The following is a 25,320-nucleotide window of genomic DNA, read 5'->3' as shown; positions in this document are numbered from 1 at the left end:
AAAAATTTGTAGGAATAAGGTCAGTTAGAAGCAAAATAATTTTTTTGCAATAAATAATTTTGTAAAAGCAAAAATAAATAAAATTAATATTTGCAATAAATAATTTAGTAAAAATAAAAATAAATTAAATCTATAGGTGATTCATTTCAAACGGGAATATTCTCTCTAAGCTGATATAATATTACAACCAAGAGGTGGTCTGTTTTAAATCTTAAAAATTATTTTGCCACAGTGTTGTTTGATTGAACGATTAAGTTTTACAAATTTAAAATCTATGATTGTGTGATTTATAAATTATGTTTCTTATTGTTTTACTAAATCTATATATAGTTAATCTAAAAATTTGATTTCTTATATGATGTAAGTATTATTAGTTGAAATTTAAAATAGTCGTATAAATTTATTATAAGCCTGAAATTTTCTTTGTTATTCTCGAAATGTTTCTTGAAGCATTTGCTTTCTTTATAATTCCAGTTTTTGCAACTTTCATTAACTCAGAGTTCAACTTTGGCAAGAATTTTAGAGCTTCATCTTTTTTCTTTTCTACCAGAAGAAGGTTCATTTTTTTTATAGCATTTCTGTACTTGCTCTTACGAGCCTTATTAACCAATGTTTGTGTAGCAATTCTTCTAATTCTTTTAATTGCTGATTTTGTGTTTGCCATAAGCGCAGTGGTATAGCTTGAGAATTTATACTGGTCAATAGAATAATTCCCTATTTTTGGCATGTATTACAAAAGAATGTTGACCTATTAGATATAATTATTTTCTGAATTTTCCCATTACATTTAGTTCTTAAGCAGCTTAGATTTTCTCTTTGATAAACCCTAAATTCTTTTTGGAAATTTCCACTTTTTCCAGTGATGTTTTTAAAATCTCGAATACTTGACCCTCCTTTTTTAACGGCCCTATTAAGTACACTTTTTGAATAAGTAATAATTTTTTTGCAATCTTGCTTGGTTAACTTTGATGCATAGGTAATTGGATTAATTTTGCATAAAAATAAAATTTCACTAGCATAAATATTTCCAATTCCTGATACAAATTTTTGATCTAATAAGAAACTTTTTATATCCTTTTTTTTATTTGTGAAATAACCAATTAAATATTCTAAGTTAAAATTTTTAAAAAATGGTTCAGGTCCTAAATGACTAAATCTTTTTTCAAGCTCCTTCTTGTTTTCTATAAATTTAAAAAATCCAAATCTTCTAGGATCATTGTATATAACTCTTAAACCTTTAAAATGAATTTCAACATGATTATGTTTTTTTGGTAGGCTTGGTGAATTATAAAAACTAGTATTAGTAAACTTACTAATATTTTTTTTTTTATTAAATGAACAGTTCCAGACATCCCTAAATGAATTAAACAAAAAGATTGATCAGAAAAATTCAAGATCAAATACTTTGAAAATCTAGTTACTTTTTTAATAATTTTATTTTTTAATAATTCTTCAAATTTTAAAGGAATTTTAAACCTTAAATTTCTATTCGTAATTATTATTTTTTTGATTTTTTTATGCTCTAATTTTTTAGATAGCGATTGTTTGACTATTTCTACTTCTGGTAATTCTGGCATTTGAGACTATATTATCAATAAATAATAAATTTAATATGCAGCAATATCTCCAAAACAAAAAGGGCCTTGTCCAAAGTGTCTTTGATAATGTCTATGACAAATATGATTTAATGAATGACTTTATGTCATTGGGTGTTCATAGAATTTGGAAAAAAGATCTATTAAGTTGGATGAACCCTTCAAATAATAAAACTTTAATTGATGTCGCCTGCGGAACTGGAGATCTTGGTAAACTTTTTTTAGATGCAACTGATAAAAATGGTGAAATATTTTGCGTTGATCCAAATAAAGGGATGATTGGTAAAGGCAAAGAAAAGTTAAATACTTATAAAAATATCAATTGGATAATTGCTCCAGCTGAAAAGTTGCCTATTAAAGATAATTCTTGTGATTATTATACAATTAGTTTTGGACTACGAAATACTAAAGATCTAAATAAAGCTTTATCAGAAGCTTATAGAGTTTTAAAACCAGGAGGTCGTTACTTATGTTTAGAATTTTCTAAAATTCAAAACTCTAATTTAGACTTTATATATAAAAATTATTCAAAACTTATTCCTTTAGTTGGAAAAGCTATAGTTGGACAAAAAGAACCTTATGAATATCTGGTTAAAAGTATTGAAGAGTTTATTAATCAAGAAGAGTTAATTGATTTAATGAATAAAAATAAATTTGTTAACTGCAGTTATAGAAACTTATCAGGTGGAATTGTAGCTATTCATTCAGGCTGGAAAATCTAATGTTAAAAAAAATATTCATCTTATTTAAATTAGGAAGAAAATTAGCTCGTTCTGATATATTAACTATTCTTTCTAAATTTAAAAAACCACCATTAGCAATTAAGATTCTCTTCCAAATACTTTCATTTTCTTTTTCTCCACCTAATAAAAATAATTTAAACGAAAATGAAGGAGCAAAACTTTCTAAGTCGCTACAATCAATGGGAACTACATTTATTAAGTTAGGACAATTTTTGGTTACTAGACCTGATATTATCGGAGATGATTTAGCAAAACAGTTAGAGGGCTTACAAGATAGATTGCCCGCTTTTACTTTAACTGAAGCAAAGGCAATAATTAAAAAAGACCTAGGAGATGATACTTTCAATTCAATCATTGATTTAAGTGAACCAGTTGCAGCAGCTTCAATAGCACAGGTTCATAAAGCAAAAATAAATGACAATGGAACCATAAAAGATGTTGCTATTAAAATTTTAAGACCAAATATAAAAAAAGTATTTAATGAAGAGATAGATGCTTTGATGCTTTTTGCTTTTATGGTTGAGTCATTTATAAAAAAAACAAAAAGGCTGAAATTGGTAGAAGTAGTTTTTCTTCTTAAAGAAATAACTAATTTAGAAATGGATTTAAGATTTGAAGCAGCAGCTGCAAATGAATATGCCGAAAATACAAAGAATGATGCAGGTTTTAGAGTTCCTGCTATTTATTGGAATTTTACAAGCGAAAATGTCATGACACTTGATTGGGTAGAAGGCGTTTCTATTCGTGAAACAGAAAATTTACAAAAAAGAAATATAGATACTAAGAGAATAGCCTCTGATGTAATTCAGCATTTTTTAAGACATGCTGTTAGAGACGGTTTTTTTCATGCTGATATGCATCAAGGAAACATATTTATTGACGATAATGGGCAAATTGTTCCTATAGATTTTGGAATAATGGGAAGATTAGACAATCTTAGCAAAAGATTTTTAGCTGAAATTTTATTTGGATTTATTCAAAGAGACTACAAAAAAGTTGCTGAGGTACATTTGGTTGCTGGTCTAGTTCCTAAAGATGTGCCTGTTAATGATTTAGCACAAGCATTAAGATCAATTGGTGAACCAATTTTTGGTCAATCTGTAAAAGATATTTCTGGGGGAAAATTATTAAAACAACTTTTTGAAGTTACTGAAAAATTTAATATGCAAACTCAACCTCAATTATTAATGTTACAAAAAACAATGGTAGTGGTTGAGGGTGTTGCGAGAAAACTTAACCCTAATACCAATATATGGGAAACTTCAAAACCAGTTTTAGAAAGTTGGTTAAGAGAAACAAAAGATCCAATTAATACCTTAAATGAAAGTTTAAAAAGTACTACTGAGGTAATTAAAAGATTGCCTGATTTTCCAGAGATTATGGATAAAGCCAATCAAGCTTTATCATTTTTAGCAAGTGGACAGATCCCCCAAAATTCAAATTCATTTACAGCCTTAAATGAAAAGAGATCTGAAATGACTGCCTTTAGAAATCAGTCTATTGTTGGTTTATTACTGCTTGTAATTTTTGGTCTAGTAGTATTTTAATTCTCACAATGAATAATATATCTGAAAGAAAAATACTTTTAATAATATGTGGTGGCATATCTGCTTACAAAAGTTTAGAATTAATCAGATCATTAAAAAAATTAGGTGCAAAGGTTAAAACTATTCTTACTAAAAGTGCTAAAGAATTTGTAACTCCTTTGTCCGTTGCCTCACTATCTCAAGAAAAAGTTTATGACGATTTATTTAGCCCTGAAAATGAGGCTGAAATGGATCATATTTCACTATCTAGATGGGCAGACTTAATTGTTGTAGCTCCAGCTACCGCTAATACAATCTCAAAATTAAGCACAGGGTCTTCAGATGATCTTGCTTCAACTGTAATTTTGGCTTCAGATAAAGATATTTTTTTAACACCAGCAATGAATGTTAGAATGTGGAACCATCCATCGACGAAAGAAAACCTTAAAAAATTAAAATCATTTGGTTATAAAATTATAGGTCCTGAAATTGGAGATATGGCCTGTGGAGAATTTGGTGAAGGGAAAATGACTGAACCAGATAATATTGTTCAAGAAATTAATTTATACTTTAGTGAATTAAGTAAAAATTATAAATTAAAAGCCTTAGTAACGGCTGGACCAACTAATGAATATATTGACCCTGTAAGATTTATAACAAATAAATCTTCTGGAAAACAAGGTTATGCTTTAGCAAAAGCATTTGCTAAAAAAGGATTTCAAACCACTTTAATTTCTGGACCTACAAATTTAGAAGTAGGCAACAATATAAACTTAATTAAAGTAGAAACTGCAGACGAAATGTTTAAAGCTGCACAAAATAATTTACCAACAGATGTAGCAATTTTTTCAGCAGCTGTTGCTGACTTTAAAGTTAAAGAAATAAGTAATAGCAAAATTAAAAAGCAAGAAAAATTAAATCTAGAACTAGAAAAAAATATTGATATTTTAAATTATGTATCAAAACATAATTCTCTTAGACCAAAGTTGGTAATTGGATTTGCTGCAGAAACTAATAATATAGAAGAAAATGCAAAAAAAAAATTAGATGAAAAAAACTGTGATTGGATAATTGCAAATGATGTTTCCAATAAAGCAATTGGATTTGACTCTAGTTTTAATGAAGTTTCGATTTATTATAAAGATAAAAATATGGATGATGAAAGGCTTACAATAAAAAGTAAATCTGAAATTTCTGATGAAATAGTAGATAGAGTTATAAAACGATTAAATTAAAATTCAGTGGCTAAAGTATTAATCAAAAAATTAAATCCTAAAGTAGAATTACCTGCTTACAAAACAGATGGTGCTTCAGGTATGGATTTGATGGCTTTTATAGAGGAGCCTATTAGAATAGCACCTAATAGCTCATATTTGGTTCCTACAGGGCTTTCAATGGCATTTTCAGAGGATTATGAAGTTCAAATTCGTCCTCGATCTGGTTTGGCTGCTAAAAAAAGTATTACAGTTTTAAACACTCCGGGGACAATTGATAGTGATTATAGAGGGGAAATTAAAGTTATACTTTTTAATCATGGTAAAGAAGATTTCCTTATCAACAATAAAGATAGAATAGCACAAATGGTCTTAATGCCTGTAATTAAGATGGAGTTTGAAGAAACAGATAATTTACCTGATACATTGCGAGGTGACGGTGGATTTGGCTCAACAGGTAAATGAATAGCCAATTAAAAAAAGCATCAATAGAAAGATACTCAAGACAAATAGTACTAAAAGATATTGGCACTATTGGACAAAAAAAAATTATATCTTCAAAAGTTTTAATTGTTGGAATGGGTGGTTTAGGATCTCCTGTTGCAGAATTTCTTGCAAGAGCTGGGGTTGGTTCGATAGGTATAGTTGATGATGATAAAGTTAGTTTATCTAATCTGCACAGACAAAGTCTTTATAACACCAGCGATATAGGAAAATTTAAAGTTCAAGTAGCAAGGGTTAAAATTAAAAAAATAAACCCAAGTATTAAAATTAAAATTTACAAAATAAGACTTGATAAAAATAACTTTAAGAAAATTATAAAAGATTATGATTATATAGTTGACGGTTCTGATAATTTTTCAACAAAATTTTTATTAAATGATTTTTGTTATAAATTTAAAAAAATACTTGTAACCGGAGCCATAAGTAAATTTGACGGTCATATATTTACTTTTAATTTTAAAAATAAAAAAATTCCATGTTTAAGATGTTTTTTTCAAGACTCTGATATTTCAGATGACTTATTAAATTGCGAGTCAGAAGGTATTCTTGGCACTGTTGCTGGTATAATTGGAACAATACAAGCAAATGAAGTTTTAAAGAAAATACTTGGTATTGGAAAAAGTCTTGATGGATATATTTTTATCTTAGATTTATTACAATTAAATTTTAGAAAAGTTAAATTTAAAAAAAGAAAAAACTGTTTTTGTAAATGATAAAAAAAATAGCTATCTGGTTTTTGTGTCTATCAGTTTTATTTGGTCAATTTTCAATGGCAGAAGAAAAGTTTCTTTCTTTAAAAAAAAGTAAAGTAAATGTTCGATATGGACCAAGTTTTGATTCAAAAATCAAATATATTTATAAAAAAATAAATTTACCGATAAAACAAATAGATCAAAAAGAAAATTTTAGGAGAATTGTAGATTTAAAAAATAATAGTGGATGGATCCACATTTCTCAGATTAAAAAATCAAATTCTATTATTATTTTAGAAGATAAAATTTTATATAAAAAACCATCTAACTTTTCAAAACCAATAGCCAAACTAGAAAAGGGAAGACTATTAATCTTAAAAAAATGTGAAAATATATGGTGTAACGTAAAAACTGAAGATTATTCAGGCTGGGTCAAAACTGAAAATATCTGGGGTTCTATTAGATAAAATCATCACATAGCGATTTAATGCTATTTTCTGATAGTTTTGTTGTGTGAGTATACTCTTTATGATCAATCCCAAGTTCAATAGTTGCACTATCTGATTTAAATTTAGAAATTTGATCATCATTTAATTTGAAATGGATAAACTGTACTGAAGAAGCTTTTCCTTCTGCTGATGTTCTGTCAACATCTGCTTCTGGAACTGCTTTAACAATTTCATTATTAATTTTCATAAATACCTTTTCTTCGATACCTCCAACTTTACCTAAAAATTTAGCTCTTGAAATTGGATTATCAATTTCAAACATTAATGTTGCTATAAGTTCTTTTCCACTTGGTACTAAGGGATTGTAGGCTATTAATTCATCTTTTAATTGCTCATCTCCACCTTTTTCGATGTGAAGCATTTCTTGAACTTGGGCAACCATAGTTTCAAAACTTTCAAAATAAAAAGTAGCATAAGGACCAAGTGCTATTCTTCTATCTTTTTTAAACTCAACTAAATCTTTTCTGATTTGTTTTCTACTTTTTGCGTAAACATCAGATGGTAGTAAGTCTTCTTTTTCTATTAGTCTTTTTTCTTTACTCATAATTACAATCTATAACTTTTTGCCATTAATTCGATAGGATGAAGTGCCTCATCATTTGAAATATTTGTGTCTGTTTCTAATTGTTTCAAATGCTTACCTGCCAAAGGACAATCTGAAGCCATGTATTTATTATTTTTATTTTTAATTTGTTTTGCTGTTGGTGTTCCAACTTTTATAGCTAGATCGTGAGTTTCCTTCATCACACCAAAAGTTCCTCCGTGACCAGCACATCTTTCAACAACATCCATTTTTATATTAGGAATGAATTTAAGCATATCTCTAGATTTAATACCCATATTTTGTGCTCTTGCATGACAAGCGTTGTGAACTGTAACCCCGCCATCAATTTCTTGTAAGCCCTCTGCTAAGCCTTCGTTTTGTGCTATATCAACGATATACTCATCTATATCACTAACACTTTTTGAAAGTCTTTTAATATTTTCATCGTTTGGTAATAGCAATGGCCATTCAAATTTTAACATTAGACCACAGCTGGCTGTTAGAGTAATAATTTGATAACCCTTATCTACCCACTCTAATAAATCTTTGGAAACTTTTTTAGCTTGCTCCACAACTTTTGGTAAATCTGCTTGCTCGAGATAAGGCATTCCACAACAACCTGGGTAAGCCTCTTGAACCTCTACTCCATTTTTTTTTAAAACTTTTAATGCAGCTACACCAGTGTCTTTTTTATTAAAATTAACAAAGCATGTTGAATAAATTACAACTTTTCTATCTTTAGATGGAGCTTCACTGTTTACTGGAATATTATTTTTTTTAAAATATTTTGTAAATGTTTCTGAATTGTAGGTTGGAAGCTTAACCCTCATATCAATTCCAGCAACTAATTCTAATATTTTTCTAAAAAATGTATTTTTAATGCTTGATGCCCAGTTTATAAGTGATGATAACATTACACCAATTTTTGCATTTCTATCAATTCGAGCTAATTGTGCCGGTACTGCAGGTAATTTATTTAATTTTTTTTGAGCTGTTCTGTATCTCAACATTAAGTGAGGAAAGTCTAAATCAAAATCATGTGGCGGTACATAAGGACACTTGGTCATAAAACACATATCACACAATGTGCAAGCATCTACTACAGGTTCAAACTGTTCACTTTTTAAACTTTCTACATCCTCGTTTTCTGACTCATCTATCATGTCAAATAATTTTGGAAACGAGTCACATAAATTAAAACATCTTCTACATCCATGGCAGATATCGAATGCTCTTCTCATTTCGTCATCTAATTTTTTAGGATCTAAAAAATCTGGATGCTCAAAATTGATTGGGTGTCTAATGGGTGCGTCTATACTGCCTTCTTTACTCATATTTAAAATTTTAGGATTTAATGGTGGGGGAAAACCCCACCATAAATTAAGTTTTATTTACGCAATAGATTCTAATGTTTTTTGGAATTTACCTGCGTGTGATTTTTCAGCTTTTGCTAAAGTTTCAAACCAATCAGCTATTTCTGGAAAACCTTCTTCTCTAGCTGTTTTTGCCATACCTGGGTACATGTCTGTATATTCATGAGTTTCACCTTGTACTGCTGAAGCTAAATTTGCTTTAGTCTCACCAATTGGTAGTCCCGTTGCTGGATCTCCAACTTCTTCAAGATACTCAAGGTGTCCATGTGCATGACCTGTTTCACCTTCGGCTGTAGATCTAAATACAGATGCTACATCGTTATAGCCTTCGATATCTGCTTTTTGAGCAAAATATAAATAACGTCTGTTTGCTTGGCTCTCACCTGCAAATGCATCCTTTAAGTTTTCTTCTGTTTTACTTCCTTTTAATGACATATTTTTCTCCTTAATGATTATGGTGTACATATAATCATTCTAAACTGTAAGTCAACAGTTTAGAATTATTTTAATGTAATTATTAAATTATTGAAATTATTGAATTATTTTTGAGTTTGATTATCAGTTGCAACTTTAATCAATACTTCTACTGATTTTATTTTTTTTCCTGTGATATTTCTTTTTATATTCACTGAATCAATTTCTTCGTTGCTACAATCAATCAACTCATTTGTATCTTCGTCAAAAAAGTGATGGTGTTCAGTTACGTTAGTGTCAAAATAACTTTTATCACTATTAATTGAAATTTCTTTTAAGTATCCTTTTTTCTTAAAAGCATGAATTGTATTATAAACTGTTGCTAGGGAAATTTTTTCACTCAACTTTTCTTCAATAATTTTGGTCAAATCATTTATCGTAAAATGAAAAGTTTTTTCAGGTGAAAACAATACTTCACAGATTTTTAACCTTTGTCTAGTTGGTCTTAAGCCAGATTCTCTCAGTTTTTCTTTGTATATATTAATATTATTCATTGTTGTTTATAATAATTCTAAACTATTTCTATATTATAATCATCATAAATCAAGTATTAAGGGACTGAAATTTATGAAAAAAAACTCATTCACATATGATGAGCTAATAAGCTGCGGAAATGGCGAACTTTTTGGCCCAGGCAATGCAAAATTACCGCTTCCACCAATGCTCATGTTTGATAGAATAACAGAAATCAACGAGGACAATGGTGCTTTTAGCAAAGGCTCTTTAAAAGCGGAGCTTGATATCAAAAAAGACCTTTGGTTTTTTGATTGTCACTTTAAAGGAGACCCTGTTATGCCAGGTTGTCTTGGCTTGGATGCTATGTGGCAGTTAGTTGGTTTTTATCTTGGTTGGCTTGGCAATCCAGGCAAAGGGAGAGCTTTAGGCGTGAGTACAGTAAAATTCACTGGTGAAGTTTTACAAAATGTTAAAAATGTAAGATATGAAATTGATATGAAAAAAATTATGGCACCAGGTGGAACAACAGTCGGTTTGGCAAATGGTTTAGTATTTGCCGATGACAAGAAAATATATTCAGCAGAAAGTTTAAAAGTGGGGTTATTTAAATAATGAGAAGAGTAGTAGTTACAGGTTTGGGAGTTGTTTCTTGTTTGGGGAATAATCAAGAAGAAGTTTATCAATCTCTTTTAAATTCAAAATCTGGAATATCTTTTTGCGAGGAATATAAAGAGCATAATTTAAGAAGCCACATTCATGGCAAACCAAATATTAAACTTGAAGATCATGTCGATAGAAAAACTATCAGATTTATGGGCTCTGGATCTGCATATAATTACATTGCAATGAAAGAAGCTATTAAGGATTCAGGATTAGAGGATAAGGATATAAGTAATTTTAAAACTGGAATAGTTATGGGTTCTGGGGGTCCTTCAATAGAGAATGTTGTTTTATCAGTTGATAAGACTAGAGCCAAAACTCCAAAGTTAATGGGACCATTTATTGTTCCAAGAACTATGGCTAGTACATCTTCAGCAACTCTTGCTGTACCTTTTAAAATTAAAGGAGTTAATTATACGATGAGTTCTGCGTGTGCAACCAGCGGACACTGTATCGGTCATGCAAGTGAATTAATTCAAATGGGTAAACAAGACGTTGTGTTTGCAGGTGGTAGTGAAGAATTACACTGGGCAATGACTGCAATGTTTGATGCGATGACTGCATTATCTTCTAAATACAATGATGCGCCTGAAACTGCTTCTAGAGCTTATGATAAGACTAGAGATGGCTTTGTAATAGCAGGTGGTGGTGGAGTTTTGGTGCTTGAGGAATACGAGCATGCAAAAGCAAGAGGTGCAAACATATATGCTGAATTAACAGGCTATGGCGCGACTTCTGACGGGTATGATATGGTAGCCCCATCTGGTGAAGGTGCTGTTAGATGTATGAAAATGGCTTTAGCAACTGCTAAGAATAAAATGGACTACTTAAACACTCACGGAACTTCAACTCCTGTTGGAGATATAACAGAACTTAGAGGTGTTGGAGAAGCATTTGGTGCTGAGGTACCAAAAATAAGTTCTACTAAATCCCTTTCTGGTCACCCACTAGGTGCTGCTTCAGTTCATGAGGCAATTTATAGTTTAATCATGATGAAAAATAATTTTATCACAGCTTCAGCTAACATCACTGAAATGGATGATGAAGCAAAAAAATTCCCAATCGTTACTAAAACTGAAACAGATGTTAAATTAAACTCTGTTATGTCTAACAGCTTTGGTTTTGGCGGAACAAATGCAACTTTAATTTTTGAAAAGGTTTAAATGAGTTTAATGAAAGGCAAAAGAGGATTAATCATGGGCGTTGCCAATGAAAGGTCTATCGCTTGGGGTATTTCGCAGAAACTTGCAGAAGCTGGAGCAGAACTTGCATTCACTTATCTTGGTGAAGCATTAAAGAAAAGAGTAATCCCTTTAGCAGAAAAATTAAATTCAAAAGCTACATTTAGTTGTGATGTTGAGAATAAAGAAGAAGTAATAAAACTTTTTGAAGATATTAAATCTGAATGGGGACAAATAGATTTTGTGGTTCACGCAGTTGCGTTTTCAGATAAATCAGAATTATCAGGTGAGTATTTAAACACTACTAGAGAAAACTTTTTAAGAAGTATGTTAATCTCATGTTTTTCATTTACAGAAGTTGCAAAAGAAGCATCTAAAATAATGAAAGAAGGTGGAAGCATGTTAACCTTAACTTACGAATCTACTAAAGCTATTCCAAATTATAACGTAATGGGTGTTTGTAAATCAGCTCTTGAGGCAAGTGTTAAGTACCTTGCAAGAGATTTAGGTGCTAAAGGCATGAGAGTGAATGCTATAAGTGCTGGACCCATTAAGACTTTAGCAGCTTCTGCTATTGGAGATGCAAAATTCTTATACAAGTGGAATGAAGATCATTCTTTCCTTAAAAGAAACGTAGATATTCATGATGTTGGAAATTCAGCATTATATCTATTAAGCGACCTTGCAAATGGTGTTACTGGTGAAATTCATTACGTAGATGCTGGATATAACAAGGTTGGAATGCCAGATCCTAAAAATATTACCTAAAATATAGTTAAATTTAGTTAAAAAAATTTGGAAGAATTTTTTAGACTTAATAATTTATATTTAAAAAAAATAAGACATAAGCTAAGATTTTGAATGATTTTTGTAAAAAATCTTGCTTCTGTTTTAAGTCAAGAATGGTCATCAACTGAAAAGTATCCTGGAGTAAGGTGGAAATTTTTAATTGATGCAGATTTTGATGGTAGTTCTGGTTTATCCCTTGGTTTTGCTGAAATAGCGCCTGGTGGAGATTTAACCCTTCATTATCACTCACCAGCGGAAATATATGTAGTTACCAGTGGTACAGGAATATTAAATAAATCAGGTGAATTTGAGACAATTAAAAAGGGCGATGTAGTTTATATAGCTGGAAATGCTGAACATGCATTAAAAAATAATGGAAAAGAAACCCTTGAGTTTTATTGGATTTTTCCGACAGATCGTTTTTCAGAAGTAGAATACTTTCCAGCAAAACAAAAGAGTGTGTAAGGTTTTTAATAAAAGCCCCATAAAAAAAAACCCCCAGAACTTTCATTCCAGGGGTTTAGAATTTTAATTTAAAAATTATTCAGCAGCTTGTTTCATAGAAAGTTTAACTTTACCTCTATCGAAACCAATCACTTTAACTTTTACTTCATCACCTTCTTTAACAATATCAGTAACTTTTTCTACTCTTTTAGTAGCAAGTTCTGAAATGTGAACAAGACCATCTTGTTTGCCTAAGAAATTTACAAATGCTCCAAACTCCATAATCTTCATTACTTTACCTGAGTAAATTTTATTTAGTTCAGCTTTTGCTGTGATGTCTTTGATCATTTGCATAGCAATGTTTCTAGACTCTTCGTCCGGAGCAGCAACAGTTACCACACCTTCATCGTTCACATCTAGTTTAGCACCTGATTTTTCAACAATTTCTCTAATCGTTGCTCCACCTTTTCCAATTACAGCTGCAATATCTTTTTTATCAACAGTAATTTGTTCCATTTTTGGAGTGTGTTCACCAACATCAGCTCTTGATTCACTTAAAGCTTTGTTCATTTCACCTAAGATATGAATTCTTCCTTCTTTTGCTTGTTTTAAGGCCTGCTCCATGATTTCAAATGTGATACCTGTAATTTTAATATCCATTTGAAGCGAAGTAATTCCATCTTTAGTTCCGGCAACCTTAAAATCCATATCTCCTAGGTGATCTTCATCACCTAAAATATCTGACAAGACACTAAAGTCATCGCCTTCTTTAATTAACCCCATTGCAATACCTGCAACTGGCTCTTTAATTGGCACTCCAGCATCCATAAGTGCAAGAGATGCACCACAAACACTTGCCATTGATGAAGAACCATTGGATTCTGTAATTTCTGACACTATTCTGAAAGTATATGGAAACTCTTCCTTTGGAGGTAATGAAGAGTTAATTGCTCTCCATGCTAATTTTCCATGACCAACTTCACGTCTTCCAGTTCCAATTCTTCCAGTTTCACCAACTGAGAAAGGAGGGAAGTTGTAATGAAGCATAAATCTTTCTCTATGCTGTCCATCTAAACTTTCCAATCTTTGTTCATCATCAGATGTACCTAAAGTGGTAACTACAATCGCTTGTGTTTCACCTCTAGTAAATAGAGCTGATCCGTGAGTTCTTGGTAAAACACCAACCTCACACTCAATAGCTCTTACATCAGCTAAACCTCTGCCATCAATTCTTTTTTTATTTTTAAGAATGTCAGTTCTAACAATTTTCTTTTCAAGATTCTTTAATTCATCATTAACGTTAAAATCAGAATAATTTTCATCCTCTGCAAAAAGTTGTTTTGCTTTATCAGAAATTTCTGAAATTTGATTTGATCGTTCTTGTTTGTCTATTGTTGCAAAAGCTTTAGTTAAATCTTCTGTAAAGTTTTCTTCAAGTTTTTTCTTAACTTCCGATAAATCTTTTTTCTCAACAGTCCATTCTGGTTTCCTGCATTCTTTTGCAAGTTCCTCGATCATTTCAATTACTGGAACAAAACCTTCGTGACCAAACTTAACTGCATCTAACATTACTTCTTCTGTTAAACCTGACGTTTCTGACTCAACCATCAGCACAGCATCTTTAGTACCAGCTACAACTAAATCTAAAGTAGAGTTTTCTAACTCAGCTTTTGATGGGTTTAATATGTATTTTCCATCAACTAAACCAACTCTTGAAGCACCTACAGGTCCCATAAATGGCATTCCTGAAATGGCTAATGCAGCTGATGAAGCTGTAATTGCTAAAATATCTGGTTGGTTGTCTTTATCATATGAAATTACAGTTGGTAACAACTGAACTTCGTTTTTGAATTCACTTGGAAACAAAGGTCTGATGGGTCTATCAATTAATCTTGAAATCAATTGTTCACTTTCAGTTGGTCTTGCTTCTCTTTTAAAATATCCACCAGGAATTTTACCACCTGCATAATATTTTTCTTGGTAATTTACAGACAGAGGAAAATAATCCATATCTGGATTTACTTTTTTGGCTCCTACTACTGTTGCTAAAATAACTGTTTCACCACATGAAGCAATGATTGCTCCGTCTGCTTGTCTTGCTACTTTACCTGTTTCTAAACTTATCTTCTTACCTGCTACTTCAATTTCCTTCTTGTATACTTTGAACATCTATTTTCCGTTTCCTTCTGTCTATTTTCTTAAATTTAATTGAGTTAATACATTTTTGTAAGAATCAAATTTATTTTTCTTTAAATATTCTAACAATTTTTTTCTTCTATTTACTGCTCTTAATAATCCAACTGAAGAGTGTTTATCTTTTTTGAATTGTTTAATGTGTGCTGAAAGAGTTTCAATTTTTCCTGTTAATAATGCAATTTGTACTTCTGAAGAACCAGTGTCCTTCTCGTGCATTTTTAATTCTTCTGCTTTTTTCGTCATACTATTTATTTTCCTATTTATTTGTTTGTTTTATTAAGTTTTCTATTTTTTCTGCGTACTCAAATGAGTCGTCTTTAGCAAAAAGTATTTTTGGTAAATATTTCATAATTATTTTTTTAGATAAAGCTTTTCTAATTAAGAAAGAATATTCTTTTAATTTTTTAATAACTAACTCCGAATCTTTACCACCTAATGGTAATACGTAAGCTTTTGCAATTTTAAGGTCTTGACTCATTTTTACTTCAGTAACCGTTATAGTGTTAGTTTCTAAATTTGGGACCTTAGCTTCATTTCTGGCAAAAATCATGCCTAAAGATTGCCTAATCATCTCTCCAACACGCAATTGTCTCTGTGATACTGGTTTTCCTATTCTATCAGCCATTATACTGTTCTATCCGTTGTAGTCGTACTAAAGGCCTCTATTGTATCGTTTTTCTGGAAATCGATAAAGTCCTTAAGCGTTATTCCACACTCTTGGCCATTACTAACCTGTTTTGCCTGATCTTTTTCTCTAAAAATAGTACTTATTTTACCCGTATAAATAATTGCTCCATCTCTTACTACCCTAGCACTTGCGCCACTAGTTATTTCACCTTCAGTTACTTTTGAGCCTGCAACTTTTCCTGTACCTGAAACTTTAAAAATTTCTAAAATTTGAGCTGTACCAATAATTTTTTCCTGAACATCTGGAGCAAGAAGTCCTGACATTCTTAATTTAATATAATCCAAAACTTCATAAATAATATTATAAGAAGAGATTACAATTTTTTCATTTTCTGCTAATTTTTTTGCTTCCTTACTTGGTTTAACATTGAATGCGATTAGTGCAGCGTTAGATGCTTTTGCTAAAGTTACATCTGTTTCTGTTACCATTCCAATATCAGATAAAATTATTTTAGGTTTTACTTCATCATGGGTAATTTGATTAATTGCACTTTTGATTGCCTCTGCAGATCCATGAACATCTGATTTTACGATAATATTTAATTCTGCAGCTGACTTATCAGCAAAAGCTGAGTCTTGAGTAGCAAAAGTTAAAGGACTTCCACCAGTTTTGCTTTCTTCTGCTCTATTATGACTTAATGTTTTTGCCTCTTTTTCTGAATCTAGTACAATAAAATCATCTCCAGATTTAGCCGCTCCATTAATTCCAAGAATTTCAACTGGCATTGATGGTGGTGCTTCATTAACATTTTCTCCTTTATCATTAATTAAAGCTCTTACTTTTCCCCATTTTAATCCACTAACAAAGAAATCACCTTTTTTAATTGTTCCAGATGTAACCACAACTGTTGCAACAGCTCCTCTGCCAATATCAATTTTAGATTCTAAAACAATTCCTGTAGCTTTAGATTCAAAGTCAGTTTTTAAGTCTAAAATTTCTGCTTGTAGAACAATCGACTCTACTAACTTATCTAAATTTTTTTTATTTTTTGCAGAAATTTCAACCATTAAAGTATCTCCCGATAGATCTTCTGCAATAAGTTCGTATTCTAAAAGTTGGTTCTTTATTTTTTGTGGATCTGCCTCAGGTAGATCACACTTGTTAATTGCTACAACTATTGGAACGTTCGCAGCTTTTGCATGTTTTATAGATTCAATTGTTTGAGGTTTAACACCATCATCCGCAGCAACTACTAATACTACAACGTCTGTTAATTTTGATCCTCTAGCTCTCATTTCTGTAAATGCAGCATGACCTGGTGTATCAATAAAAGTCAGTTTATTAGATTCATGTTGTATTTGGTAAGCTCCAATGTGTTGTGTTATTCCACCAAATTCACCAGAGACAACATTCGCACTTCTTAAAACATCCAATACCGAGGTCTTTCCATGATCGACGTGGCCCATCACAGTTACGATTGGTGGTCTATTCTTTAAATTTTCAGATCTAGACTCTTTTATTTTTTGAATAATTTCTTCTGCTTTTGTTTCTCTAATCGGATTGTGGCCAAATTCTTTTACTAAGTATTCAGCAGTATCTGCAGCTAATGTTTGATTGATAGTAACCGTAACACCCATTCCAAATAAATGTTTGATTACATTGCTTGATTGCTCAGCCATTCTGTTAGATAGTTCTCTCACTGTTATTGCTTCAGGAATATTTACATCTCTTTTTACAGGCTTTAAGCTTTCTTGAATTTCCTCTTTAGTAAGTTCTCTATTTTCTTTTAATTTTGCTCTTTTAAGCGAAGCCATACTTCTTGATCTTGCTTCAATCTCATCACTTAAAGCTCTTGATACTGTTAATTTTAATTCTCTTTTTTTAGTTTCAGGTTTACCTGTATCCCCTTTCAATCTTCTAGTTGCTCTTTGTTCAGCTAACTTACGTTTTTCATAATCATTAGTTATTGGAGAAGCCGGTTTAGGTGCTGATGTGGTTCTTGGAGGGAAACTACTTGTTGTTGATACTGCTGGTTTTGACCTAACACTAGCAGGTCTAGTAAAGTTACTTCTAGGTGCGAATTTGCTGGGCTTTTTTTCAATTACAACGGAATTTTTACTTTGAGTTTTTGCTAACTCTATATTCTCTATCGATTTCTTGGCTATGCCAGACAGTGTTAATTTTGTTTTTTTGTTTTCCATATTTCATTACTCAATCTTTGTAAATTATGCTTCTTGCAGACATAATTAATTCATCCGCTTCTGTTTTTGATAAAGCAAAATCTTCAAGGTATCCTTGAATCTTAATTCTTTCACCTTTCACAACATCATAACCACCTGTTAATTCATCAGAGGCAAGGTCTGCAAAATCTTCTAATTTTAAAATCTTTTGCTCTCCTAAAGTAACTAACATTCCAGGGGTCAGTCCTTTGTGATTTATAAGATCATCTTGAAGTCCCAAATCTTTAATTCTTTGAGTAATATCTTCTTGATCTTTTTGGTAAAACTCTTTTGCTCTTTCAATCAAAGCCTTGGCAGTGTCTTCCTCTATACCTTCAATTTTCATTAAATTTTCTGGTGAACTATCTTTAATATCTGAGATTGAAGAAAAACCTTCAGCAACAAGTAATTGTCCTAATGTTTCATCCAGCTCTAAATTTTTAACAAAGTTTTCAGTTTTTTCTTTAAATTCAGATTGTCTTCTTTCTGAATCTTCTGCGTCAGTCATTATATTAATTTCGTAATTTAATAATTTAGTAGCAAGTCTTACGTTTTGACCTCTACGACCGATTGCTTTACTTAAATTTTCTTCTGTTAAAATTACATCTAATTTTTTTGCAACACTATCAACGTTCACTCTTTGAACTTCAGCCGGTGACAATGCATTTGAAACTACTATTGCTGGATCTTCAGACCAATTAACAATATCAATTTTTTCACCTTGTAATTCGTTAACCACTGCTTGGACTCTTGATCCTCTCATTCCAACACAAGCTCCTACTGGATCTAATGAAGTATCAACTGCTTTAACACAGATTTTTGCTCTACTTCCAGGATCTCTTGCTGATGATTTAATTTCAATTAAACCATCATAAATTTCAGGAACCTCTTGAACAAATAATTTTTCCATAAATTTTGGATGTGCTCTTGATAAAAATATTTGTTGTCCTCTAGCTTCTCTTTTAACATCATAACAGTAAGCTTTAACTCTATCTCCAGCTTTAATGTTTTCTCTAGGGATCATTTCATTTTTTTGAATAATTGCTTCAGTTCTACCTAAATCAACTATCACATTTCCAAACTCTAGACGTTTAACAATTCCACTTAGAATTGAGTCTTTTTTATCTATAAAATCATTGTATTGTCTTTCACGTTCTGCTTCTCTTACATTAAAACTAATAACTTGTTTTGCTGTTTGCGCAGCTATTCTTCCGAAATCAAAAGAGGGAAGCGGTTGTAAAATTTCGTCACCAATTTTTTTATCTTTGTTGACTTCATTTAAAATGATTGCATCTTGAAGATTAATTTCTGTATTTGTATTTTCTGGCTTTTCTACAACAATTAATTTTCTGAAAATTCCAATATCACCACTTTCTCTGTCTATTAAAACTTTAATTTCATTGTCCTGTCCAAATTTTGATTTGGCAGCTTTTGCAATTCCAGTTTCCATGGAATCTATAATTAATTCTTTATCTATAGACTTTTCTAAAGCAACTGCTTCAGCAATTCTTAATAATTCTAATTTATCTGATCTTCTATTTAACATAAGTTTATTAGCTCCAAAAAAAAATGGGCTAAAGCCCATTCTGTAATTTCAATAATGTAAGGGCAATATATAAAGATTTTTTTTTAATTCAATAGCAACTATTTAGAAAAAACGTCTTTTTTATCAGTTTTTTCCCATGAAAATGAGCCGTTAGCTTCAGGCACTCTTCCAAAATGACCATAAGCTGCTGTTTTTTCATAAATAGGTTTATTTAAGCCAAGCATTTCTCTTATACCTCTTGGGCTTAAATCAAAATTTTCTGAGATCTTTTCTGTTACAAATTTATTTTTTTCTAAATCATTATCAAATAAATCTACATAAATTGATAAAGGTTTAGAAACTCCAATTGCGTATGCTAGTTGAATTAAACATTTTTCAGCAATGTTAGATGCAACAATGTTTTTAGCAATATATCTTGCTGCATAAGCAGCTGATCTATCAACTTTAGTTGGATCTTTACCAGAGAAAGCTCCTCCACCATGAGGTGCTGCTCCACCATAAGTATCTACAATAATTTTTCTACCTGTTAAACCACAATCACCATCTGGGCCACCAATTACAAAATTTCCAGTTGGATTTATATATAATTCCTCTTCATTAAAATCTTTCAAAAACTTTTCTGGAATTGATTTTAATAAATAAGGTTTTAATAATTCTCTAACTTTTGCTTGATCTACATCTGCTGAGTGTTGTGAAGATATAACAACTGATTTTACTTTGGTTGGTTTTCCATCTACATACTCAAACGTGACTTGACTTTTTGAATCTGGCTCAATATTTTTTAATTTTCCAGATTTTCGATCTTCCGCCATTAATCTCAAAATCTTATGAGAATAATGAATTGGTGCTGGCATTAATTCTTCAGTTTCGTTACAGGCATAACCAAACATTATTCCTTGGTCACCTGCTCCCTCATCTTTATTACTTGATGAGTCCACACCCATGGCTATATCAGCAGATTGTGCGTGAAGGTGGCTTTCTATTTTTGTAGCTTCTCTCCAAGAAAAACCATCTTGATCGTACCCAATATCCTTAATGCATTCTCTTACTTTTTGAATAAGATCTTCTTCTTTGATGCTCGGTCCTCTTACTTCTCCAGCTAAAACAACTTTATTTGTAGTGGTTAAAGTTTCACATGCTACTCTTGAAAAAGGATCACCTGAAAGAAAGCTATCCACAACCATATCAGAAATACGATCTGACACTTTGTCTGGATGTCCTTCAGAAACAGACTCGCTTGTAAATAAAAAATTTTTTAAATTACTCATGTGTAATTTTCTTAAATGAAAAAATTAAAAAAATATATAATAAAATAAGTATAAAAAATATCTTATCCCCATAATTCATATAAGGTGTAGATTTAAGGATTTTACTCTCTTTAAAATCAACATATCCAGTAGTGCCAAACTCAACTTTTTTTTCTATAATACCTATTGGATTAACAATGGCAGATATTCCATTGTTTGCTGATCTAATTACATATTTTCCACTTTCAATTGATCTAAAGATACTGTGTGCAAAATGTTGCTTTGGGCCAATAGAATTTCCAAACCACCCGTCTTCTGAAATATTAATTATATAATCAAAATTTTTGTCTTTAAATAGTCTATTTGAATAAATAATTTCATAACAAATTAAGGGAAGTAATTTTAATTCTATCTTGTCATTTTTTATTAAAAGTGCTTTTTGGTTCTCACCTTTTGAAAAAGATTGGTAATCATTGGTTACTGTTTTAAGTCCTATTAAACCAAGAAATGATTCAAATGGAGTAAACTCTCCAAATGGCACTAAATTAATTTTGTTATAACTATGAATTAAATCCAATTTATTGTTAAAAATCGCCATTGAATTAAAAAATAAATTTTCACTATTTTCAGTCTTTATACTATTTAAACCCATGATAATTAAATCATCACTCGAAAAGCTATTTGAAAATAATTCCTTATATATATCCATATCTCTTAAATAACTGTCTGGAATAATTCCTTCAGGCCATAAAAAAATCATTGGCTCTTTTTTTTCTGGATTACTCAAGGTAATTAATTCTTGTATTATCTTTAATTCATCCTGCTTTGAATAAAATCGATCTAAACTAATATTGGGTGATACAGCTCTTATTGTAAAATTATTTTTAATATCAGCTATAGTATTAAATTGATTATATTTTAAATTGCCAAAAACTAAAAAACCTACAGAAATTATTATAAAGAAAAAAAAGACAATAATTTCTTTTCTGGTTTTTCTTAAGATAAATACAGCTGGAACAGTAAACAAAGATATACAAATTAAATTGAAAGAATAAGTCCCAATTACTGAAAGAATTTGAATAAAATAAATACTTTCTGAAAAACTAAAAGCAATTAAATTCCATGGAAAACCAGTAAGAATGGACCCTCTAATAAATTCAATAGATCCAAATAAAATTGAAAAAATAAAAAATGTACTAACAACATCTCTAGAATAAAAAACAGAAAACAAATAAGTTATAAATCCATAAAATAATGCAAGAAAAGCAGGAAATAAAATTATAGCTATTGGTATTAAAAATTTAAAGCTTTCATCAAAAGTTAATGAAATTGCAATCCAATATAAACTACATAAAAAATAACCAAAACCAAAAAACCATCCATATTTAAAGAAAGACTTATTATTTTGATTAGTTTTTTTTTGTGTAAAAAGAAAAATAAAGAATAACGAAAAAGTAAAAAAATTAATTATAAAATAATTATAAGGTGGCAAGCTGTAAGAGCTGATCGCACCTAAAAAAAATACATATAATATATTTAAAAAATTTTTTTTAAGCAAGTTAAGCAACTTTTGTTTTAATGAATTTATAAATTAAATCTTCTTCTTTAATCATTTTTTTAAAGTCTTTTAGTTTTATATGATCGTGTCCTAATAAATGAAGAAATCCATGAATAAAAATTTTAATGACTTTTTGTTTAAACTCTAAAATGCTTATATTTTTTGGTTTATTCATAAACTCATAGCTAATTACTATATCACCAAGATAATTTGATTTTTTTGGGTTAAATTTTTTTTCAAATGGAAATGATAATACATCTGTAGGTTTATTTTTATTTCTAAAATCTTTATTTAGCTTTTTAATATTCTTATTATTTGAAAGTAAAATTGTAAGATTTATTTTTTTACCTATAAATTTATACTTTTTTGGAAAAAATTTTAGAATAGAATTAAAAAAAGTTTTATTTCTTTTGATTTTTTTGCTCCAGAGAGTGCACTCCGAAACTACATCAATTTTAATCATTTTCTTGGTCAGAGTACGCTTTTACAATCTTAGATACCAAAGGATGTCTCACCACATCTGAATGATCAAAATCTACAACTGAAATTTCTTTTAAGTGTCCAAGTAATTTCTTAGATCTACTTAGGCCTGACATGTTTTTATTTGGTAAATCTATTTGAGAAGGATCACCATTTATAACAATTTTAGAATTCTCACCTATACGTGTTAAAAACATCTTAATTTGAGTATCTGTTGCATTTTGGGCTTCATCTAAAATTGCAAAAGAATTCTTTAACGTTCTTCCTCTCATGAAAGCAAGTGGTGCTATTTCAATATCACCAATTTCAATCATTCTCTGTATTTTTTCAAAATCAAATAAATCATAGAGAGAATCATATAGAGGCCTTAAATAAGGATCTACTTTCTCCTTCATATCTCCTGGTAAAAAACCAAGTCTCTCACCAGCTTCTACTGCTGGTCTTGATAGAATAATTCTTTCAATCTTTTTATCAAGCAACATAGTTAATCCAACTGCTACTGCTAAAAAAGTTTTACCTGTCCCTGCAGGGCCTGCGGATATGACAATATCACTTTGTCTTAAAGCTCTAACATATTCTTTTTGCCTCTCTGATCTAGGGATAACAGATTTTTTTGGTGTTTTAATTATGTCAGAAACATTTTGATTTTTTACTTTTTCTTCAATCATAAATTTATCTATAGATGAGATTATATCTTTTTTCTCAATACTGCCATTATTAATAAATTGATTTGCAAGAAATTGAATAGCATTTTTTGTAATTTCGTTTTGTTCTGAGGTTGATTTTATTAAAATAGAATTTCCCCTTGAATAAAGATTTGTATTAGTAATTTTTTCAAGTTCTTTTAAATTTTCATTAAACTCACCAACAACTCCCATTAATAAATCATTATCATGAAAGATAACGCTTAAAGAGTTATTATCAGAGTATACAAATTTTAATGTTGAATTAATTTTTTTTGAAACTGTATTATTCAATTTTAAGCTACCTTTTTTTTAGAGCTTTCAGTTAATTTTCCAAAAAGACTATTTTGATTACTACTTGTTATTTCGACTTGCACAAGTTTTCCAATATTTTCTATATTGCCATCAAAAATTACTGATGTCATATATTCTGTTCTTCCAAATAACTTAATCCCGTCTTTCATTTTATTTTCTACTAGAACATTTAAAATTTTATTTTCTAGAGATTTATTTTTTTGTATTTGGTTATTAAATAATTTCTCCTGAATTATCTCTAATCTTTGTTTAGATTTTTTTTGATCCACGAGTGTTAAATTTGCAGCAACGGTTCCTGGTCTTGGGCTAAAAATAAACGAATAAGAGTTGATAAATTTTATTTTTTCAATTAGTTCCATTGTCATTTTAAAATCTTGCTCATCTTCTTCTGGGTATCCAATAATAAAGTCACTAGAAAACTCAATTTTTGGGTTAATTTTCCTAAGTTTTTCATAAACTAGCAGGTATTCTTCAATGGTGTGTTTTCTATTCATTAGATTTAAAATTTTATTTGATCCACTTTGTACTGGTAAATGTACAAGAGGCATCAGTTTAGATGATGTCTTATAAACGTTAATCAAATCATCTGTCATATCCTTAGGATGAGATGTTGTGTATCGAATTCTTTCAAGTTTATCAAAGCTATCAAGTTTGATTAGCAAATCTGATAGTCTATATTCTTTACCTTCCTCATCATAACTGTATGCGTTTACATTTTGACCTAACAAGATAATTTCTTTTGCACCACTTTGAACCAATTCTTTTGCTTCATTTATGATTTGGTCAAAAGGCCTGGAGTATTCTGGTCCACGAGTATAAGGCACTACACAAAAATGACAGAATTTATCACAACCTTCTTGGATTGTTAAAAATGAAGAGACTTTACTGTCTTTATTTTTAATCTGACTTAAATAATTAAATTTAGAAATTGTATCAAATTCTGTTTCTTCCTCTTTTTTTTTGTTTTTTAAATGATTTAATATTGCCTCATTTATTTTATGGTAAGACTGTGGACCAATTACAATATCAATATAAGGTTCTCTTTTTAACATTTCTTGATTTTCAGCTTGAGCGACACAACCAGCAACAATTACAATTGGTTTTTTTTTCTCTCTAAAAATTTTTTTGACTCTTCCTATTTCATGGTAAACCTTTTCTTTTGCTTTATCACGAATATGACAGGTGTTTAAAAGATAACAATTTGCATCCTCATATTTTTCAGTTTTTTCAAAGCCTATTTTTTTTACAGTATCAAATATACGATTTGAATCGTATTCATTCATTTGACAACCGAAAGTTTTAATAAAAATTTTTTTTAACATTGTGTTAGGATTTTTTTTTAACCCCATATAATTCTAATTTGTGATCAACCAATCGATAACCGTATTTATCAGCAATTTTTTCTTGTAGCTTTTCTATCTCTTCATCCACAAATTCAATAATTTCTCCTGATTTAACATCAATTAAATGATCATGATGTCCTTCATTTAATTCCTCGTATCTAGCTTTGCCTCCTTTAAAATCATGTTTAGCTAAAATTCCAGACTCCTCAAAAAGTTTTACTGTTCTATATACTGTGGCAATACTTATTTTTGGATCAATCTTTGAAACTCTATTATATAGTTCATCTACATCTGGATGGTCATTAGACTCTGACATTACTTTTGCGATAATTTTTCTTTGATCCGTTAGTTTAACTCCTTTAGCTAAACATTTTTGTTCAATATTTTCTGACATTTTTTAA

The 25,320-nt window shown here is 30.1% G+C and carries 27 protein-coding genes and 1 pseudogene; 10 read left to right on the top strand and 18 right to left on the bottom strand.

Features of this window, described 5'->3' with window-relative positions:
• Positions 1–403: 403 nt before the first annotated feature.
• From rpsT to AC5SL3_RS06930, 3 genes and pseudogenes are all read right to left on the bottom strand, one after another.
• Positions 404–664 carry a 30S ribosomal protein S20 gene (rpsT, locus tag AC5SL3_RS06940; protein ID WP_026362696.1) on the bottom strand — a complete coding sequence of 87 codons (261 nt, stop codon included), beginning with the start codon at positions 662–664 and terminating at the stop codon, positions 404–406.
• Positions 665–714: 50 nt separating this feature from the next.
• Entirely contained in the window at positions 715–1,371 is a 657-nt protein-coding gene (gene mutM, locus AC5SL3_RS06935; protein ID WP_494578111.1) for a bifunctional DNA-formamidopyrimidine glycosylase/DNA-(apurinic or apyrimidinic site) lyase, read from the bottom strand.
• A 20-nt stretch (positions 1,372–1,391) separates the two neighbouring features.
• A pseudogene (locus AC5SL3_RS06930) lies at positions 1,392–1,577 on the bottom strand (DNA-formamidopyrimidine glycosylase family protein); the annotation flags it as partial.
• 35 nt (positions 1,578–1,612) lie between these two features.
• Here AC5SL3_RS06930 and ubiE point away from each other — a divergent pair.
• Genes ubiE through AC5SL3_RS06900 form a run of 6 tightly spaced genes read left to right on the top strand, consistent with a single transcriptional unit; the run spans position 1,613 to position 6,741 of the window.
• Positions 1,613–2,317, top strand: a complete 705-nt coding sequence (ubiE, locus tag AC5SL3_RS06925; protein ID WP_011281685.1) for a bifunctional demethylmenaquinone methyltransferase/2-methoxy-6-polyprenyl-1,4-benzoquinol methylase UbiE — start codon at positions 1,613–1,615, stop codon at positions 2,315–2,317.
• Positions 2,317–3,885: a 2-polyprenylphenol 6-hydroxylase gene (gene ubiB / locus AC5SL3_RS06920; RefSeq protein ID WP_494578109.1), complete on the top strand. Its 1,569-nt coding sequence runs from the start codon at positions 2,317–2,319 to the stop codon at positions 3,883–3,885. Before ubiE ends, ubiB begins: the two co-directional genes overlap by 1 nt.
• 8 nt (positions 3,886–3,893) lie before the next feature.
• A complete protein-coding gene (coaBC, locus tag AC5SL3_RS06915; RefSeq protein WP_494578107.1) occupies positions 3,894–5,099 on the top strand; it encodes a bifunctional phosphopantothenoylcysteine decarboxylase/phosphopantothenate--cysteine ligase CoaBC in 1,206 nt (401 codons plus the stop codon).
• A gap of 6 nt (positions 5,100–5,105) precedes the next feature.
• The gene (gene dut / locus AC5SL3_RS06910) at positions 5,106–5,543 is read left to right on the top strand and encodes a dUTP diphosphatase (protein ID WP_006997504.1); all 438 of its coding nucleotides are present in this window, start codon (positions 5,106–5,108) and stop codon (positions 5,541–5,543) included.
• Positions 5,540–6,295 carry a HesA/MoeB/ThiF family protein gene (locus AC5SL3_RS06905; RefSeq protein WP_494578106.1) on the top strand — a complete coding sequence of 252 codons (756 nt, stop codon included), beginning with the start codon at positions 5,540–5,542 and terminating at the stop codon, positions 6,293–6,295. The genes dut and AC5SL3_RS06905 overlap by 4 nt, the downstream gene beginning before the upstream one ends.
• Positions 6,292–6,741: an SH3 domain-containing protein gene (locus tag AC5SL3_RS06900; RefSeq protein WP_006997506.1), complete on the top strand. Its 450-nt coding sequence runs from the start codon at positions 6,292–6,294 to the stop codon at positions 6,739–6,741. The genes AC5SL3_RS06905 and AC5SL3_RS06900 overlap by 4 nt, the downstream gene beginning before the upstream one ends.
• On the opposite strand, the gene AC5SL3_RS06895 is transcribed toward AC5SL3_RS06900, so the two are convergent.
• The 4 genes from AC5SL3_RS06895 to AC5SL3_RS06880 form a co-directional block, all read right to left on the bottom strand.
• Positions 6,734–7,327 carry a DUF3501 family protein gene (locus AC5SL3_RS06895; protein WP_006997507.1) on the bottom strand — a complete coding sequence of 198 codons (594 nt, stop codon included), beginning with the start codon at positions 7,325–7,327 and terminating at the stop codon, positions 6,734–6,736. The two genes, AC5SL3_RS06900 and AC5SL3_RS06895, sit on opposite strands and share 8 nt — an antisense overlap.
• A gap of 2 nt (positions 7,328–7,329) precedes the next feature.
• Positions 7,330–8,661 carry a (Fe-S)-binding protein gene (locus AC5SL3_RS06890; protein ID WP_271617268.1) on the bottom strand — a complete coding sequence of 444 codons (1,332 nt, stop codon included), beginning with the start codon at positions 8,659–8,661 and terminating at the stop codon, positions 7,330–7,332.
• Between the two features lie 57 nt (positions 8,662–8,718).
• Complete coding sequence (locus AC5SL3_RS06885) at positions 8,719–9,135, bottom strand: rubrerythrin family protein (RefSeq protein WP_006997509.1); 417 nt, start codon at positions 9,133–9,135, stop codon at positions 8,719–8,721.
• A 104-nt stretch (positions 9,136–9,239) separates the two neighbouring features.
• Positions 9,240–9,668: a Fur family transcriptional regulator gene (locus tag AC5SL3_RS06880; RefSeq protein ID WP_006997510.1), complete on the bottom strand. Its 429-nt coding sequence runs from the start codon at positions 9,666–9,668 to the stop codon at positions 9,240–9,242.
• Between the two features lie 73 nt (positions 9,669–9,741).
• Here AC5SL3_RS06880 and fabA point away from each other — a divergent pair, with 73 nt between their 5' ends.
• The 4 genes from fabA (at position 9,742) to AC5SL3_RS06860 (ending at position 12,725) form a co-directional block, all read left to right on the top strand.
• Positions 9,742–10,242 carry a bifunctional 3-hydroxydecanoyl-ACP dehydratase/trans-2-decenoyl-ACP isomerase gene (fabA, locus tag AC5SL3_RS06875; RefSeq protein ID WP_011281681.1) on the top strand — a complete coding sequence of 167 codons (501 nt, stop codon included), beginning with the start codon at positions 9,742–9,744 and terminating at the stop codon, positions 10,240–10,242.
• Complete coding sequence (gene fabB / locus AC5SL3_RS06870; RefSeq protein WP_018413736.1) at positions 10,242–11,453, top strand: beta-ketoacyl-ACP synthase I; 1,212 nt, start codon at positions 10,242–10,244, stop codon at positions 11,451–11,453. The genes fabA and fabB overlap by 1 nt, the downstream gene beginning before the upstream one ends.
• Complete coding sequence (locus AC5SL3_RS06865) at positions 11,454–12,239, top strand: enoyl-ACP reductase FabI (protein WP_494578103.1); 786 nt, start codon at positions 11,454–11,456, stop codon at positions 12,237–12,239. It begins immediately after the preceding gene.
• A gap of 93 nt (positions 12,240–12,332) precedes the next feature.
• The gene (locus AC5SL3_RS06860) at positions 12,333–12,725 is read left to right on the top strand and encodes a cupin domain-containing protein (protein ID WP_271564422.1); all 393 of its coding nucleotides are present in this window, start codon (positions 12,333–12,335) and stop codon (positions 12,723–12,725) included.
• A 75-nt stretch (positions 12,726–12,800) separates the two neighbouring features.
• On the opposite strand, the gene pnp is transcribed toward AC5SL3_RS06860, so the two are convergent.
• The 11 genes from pnp to AC5SL3_RS06805 all read right to left on the bottom strand — a co-directional run bounded on the left by pnp (position 12,801) and on the right by AC5SL3_RS06805 (position 25,313).
• Positions 12,801–14,873, bottom strand: coding sequence for a polyribonucleotide nucleotidyltransferase (gene pnp, locus AC5SL3_RS06855; protein ID WP_006997515.1), 2,073 nt, complete (start codon positions 14,871–14,873; stop codon positions 12,801–12,803).
• Between the two features lie 21 nt (positions 14,874–14,894).
• Complete coding sequence (gene rpsO, locus AC5SL3_RS06850) at positions 14,895–15,143, bottom strand: 30S ribosomal protein S15 (protein ID WP_006997516.1); 249 nt, start codon at positions 15,141–15,143, stop codon at positions 14,895–14,897.
• Between the two features lie 13 nt (positions 15,144–15,156).
• Entirely contained in the window at positions 15,157–15,525 is a 369-nt protein-coding gene (rbfA, locus tag AC5SL3_RS06845; protein ID WP_006997517.1) for a 30S ribosome-binding factor RbfA, read from the bottom strand.
• On the bottom strand, positions 15,525–17,729 hold the full coding sequence (infB, locus tag AC5SL3_RS06840; protein WP_494578100.1) for a translation initiation factor IF-2: 2,205 nt from the start codon (positions 17,727–17,729) through the stop codon (positions 15,525–15,527). Before infB ends, rbfA begins: the two co-directional genes overlap by 1 nt.
• A 10-nt stretch (positions 17,730–17,739) precedes the next feature.
• Positions 17,740–19,293, bottom strand: coding sequence for a transcription termination factor NusA (gene nusA / locus AC5SL3_RS06835; protein ID WP_026225039.1), 1,554 nt, complete (start codon positions 19,291–19,293; stop codon positions 17,740–17,742).
• Between the two features lie 98 nt (positions 19,294–19,391).
• The gene (gene metK / locus AC5SL3_RS06830) at positions 19,392–20,561 is read right to left on the bottom strand and encodes a methionine adenosyltransferase (protein ID WP_494578098.1); all 1,170 of its coding nucleotides are present in this window, start codon (positions 20,559–20,561) and stop codon (positions 19,392–19,394) included.
• Positions 20,554–22,098 carry an apolipoprotein N-acyltransferase gene (gene lnt / locus AC5SL3_RS06825; protein WP_494578096.1) on the bottom strand — a complete coding sequence of 515 codons (1,545 nt, stop codon included), beginning with the start codon at positions 22,096–22,098 and terminating at the stop codon, positions 20,554–20,556. Before lnt ends, metK begins: the two co-directional genes overlap by 8 nt.
• A 1-nt stretch (position 22,099) precedes the next feature.
• Positions 22,100–22,561, bottom strand: a complete 462-nt coding sequence (ybeY, locus tag AC5SL3_RS06820; protein WP_271563952.1) for an rRNA maturation RNase YbeY — start codon at positions 22,559–22,561, stop codon at positions 22,100–22,102.
• Positions 22,554–23,555: a PhoH family protein gene (locus AC5SL3_RS06815; RefSeq protein WP_494578093.1), complete on the bottom strand. Its 1,002-nt coding sequence runs from the start codon at positions 23,553–23,555 to the stop codon at positions 22,554–22,556. The genes ybeY and AC5SL3_RS06815 overlap by 8 nt, the downstream gene beginning before the upstream one ends.
• Before the next feature lie 2 nt (positions 23,556–23,557).
• On the bottom strand, positions 23,558–24,925 hold the full coding sequence (gene miaB / locus AC5SL3_RS06810) for a tRNA (N6-isopentenyl adenosine(37)-C2)-methylthiotransferase MiaB (protein WP_020168990.1): 1,368 nt from the start codon (positions 24,923–24,925) through the stop codon (positions 23,558–23,560).
• On the bottom strand, positions 24,903–25,313 hold the full coding sequence (locus tag AC5SL3_RS06805; protein WP_006997525.1) for a Fur family transcriptional regulator: 411 nt from the start codon (positions 25,311–25,313) through the stop codon (positions 24,903–24,905). The genes miaB and AC5SL3_RS06805 overlap by 23 nt, the downstream gene beginning before the upstream one ends.
• Positions 25,314–25,320: the final 7 nt, after the last annotated feature.

The sequence above is a fragment of the Candidatus Pelagibacter sp. PS_34 genome, from assembly GCF_059417845.1.
The sequence above is the reverse complement of the archived record's forward strand: the minus strand, read 5'-3'. Positions and strand labels throughout refer to the sequence as shown.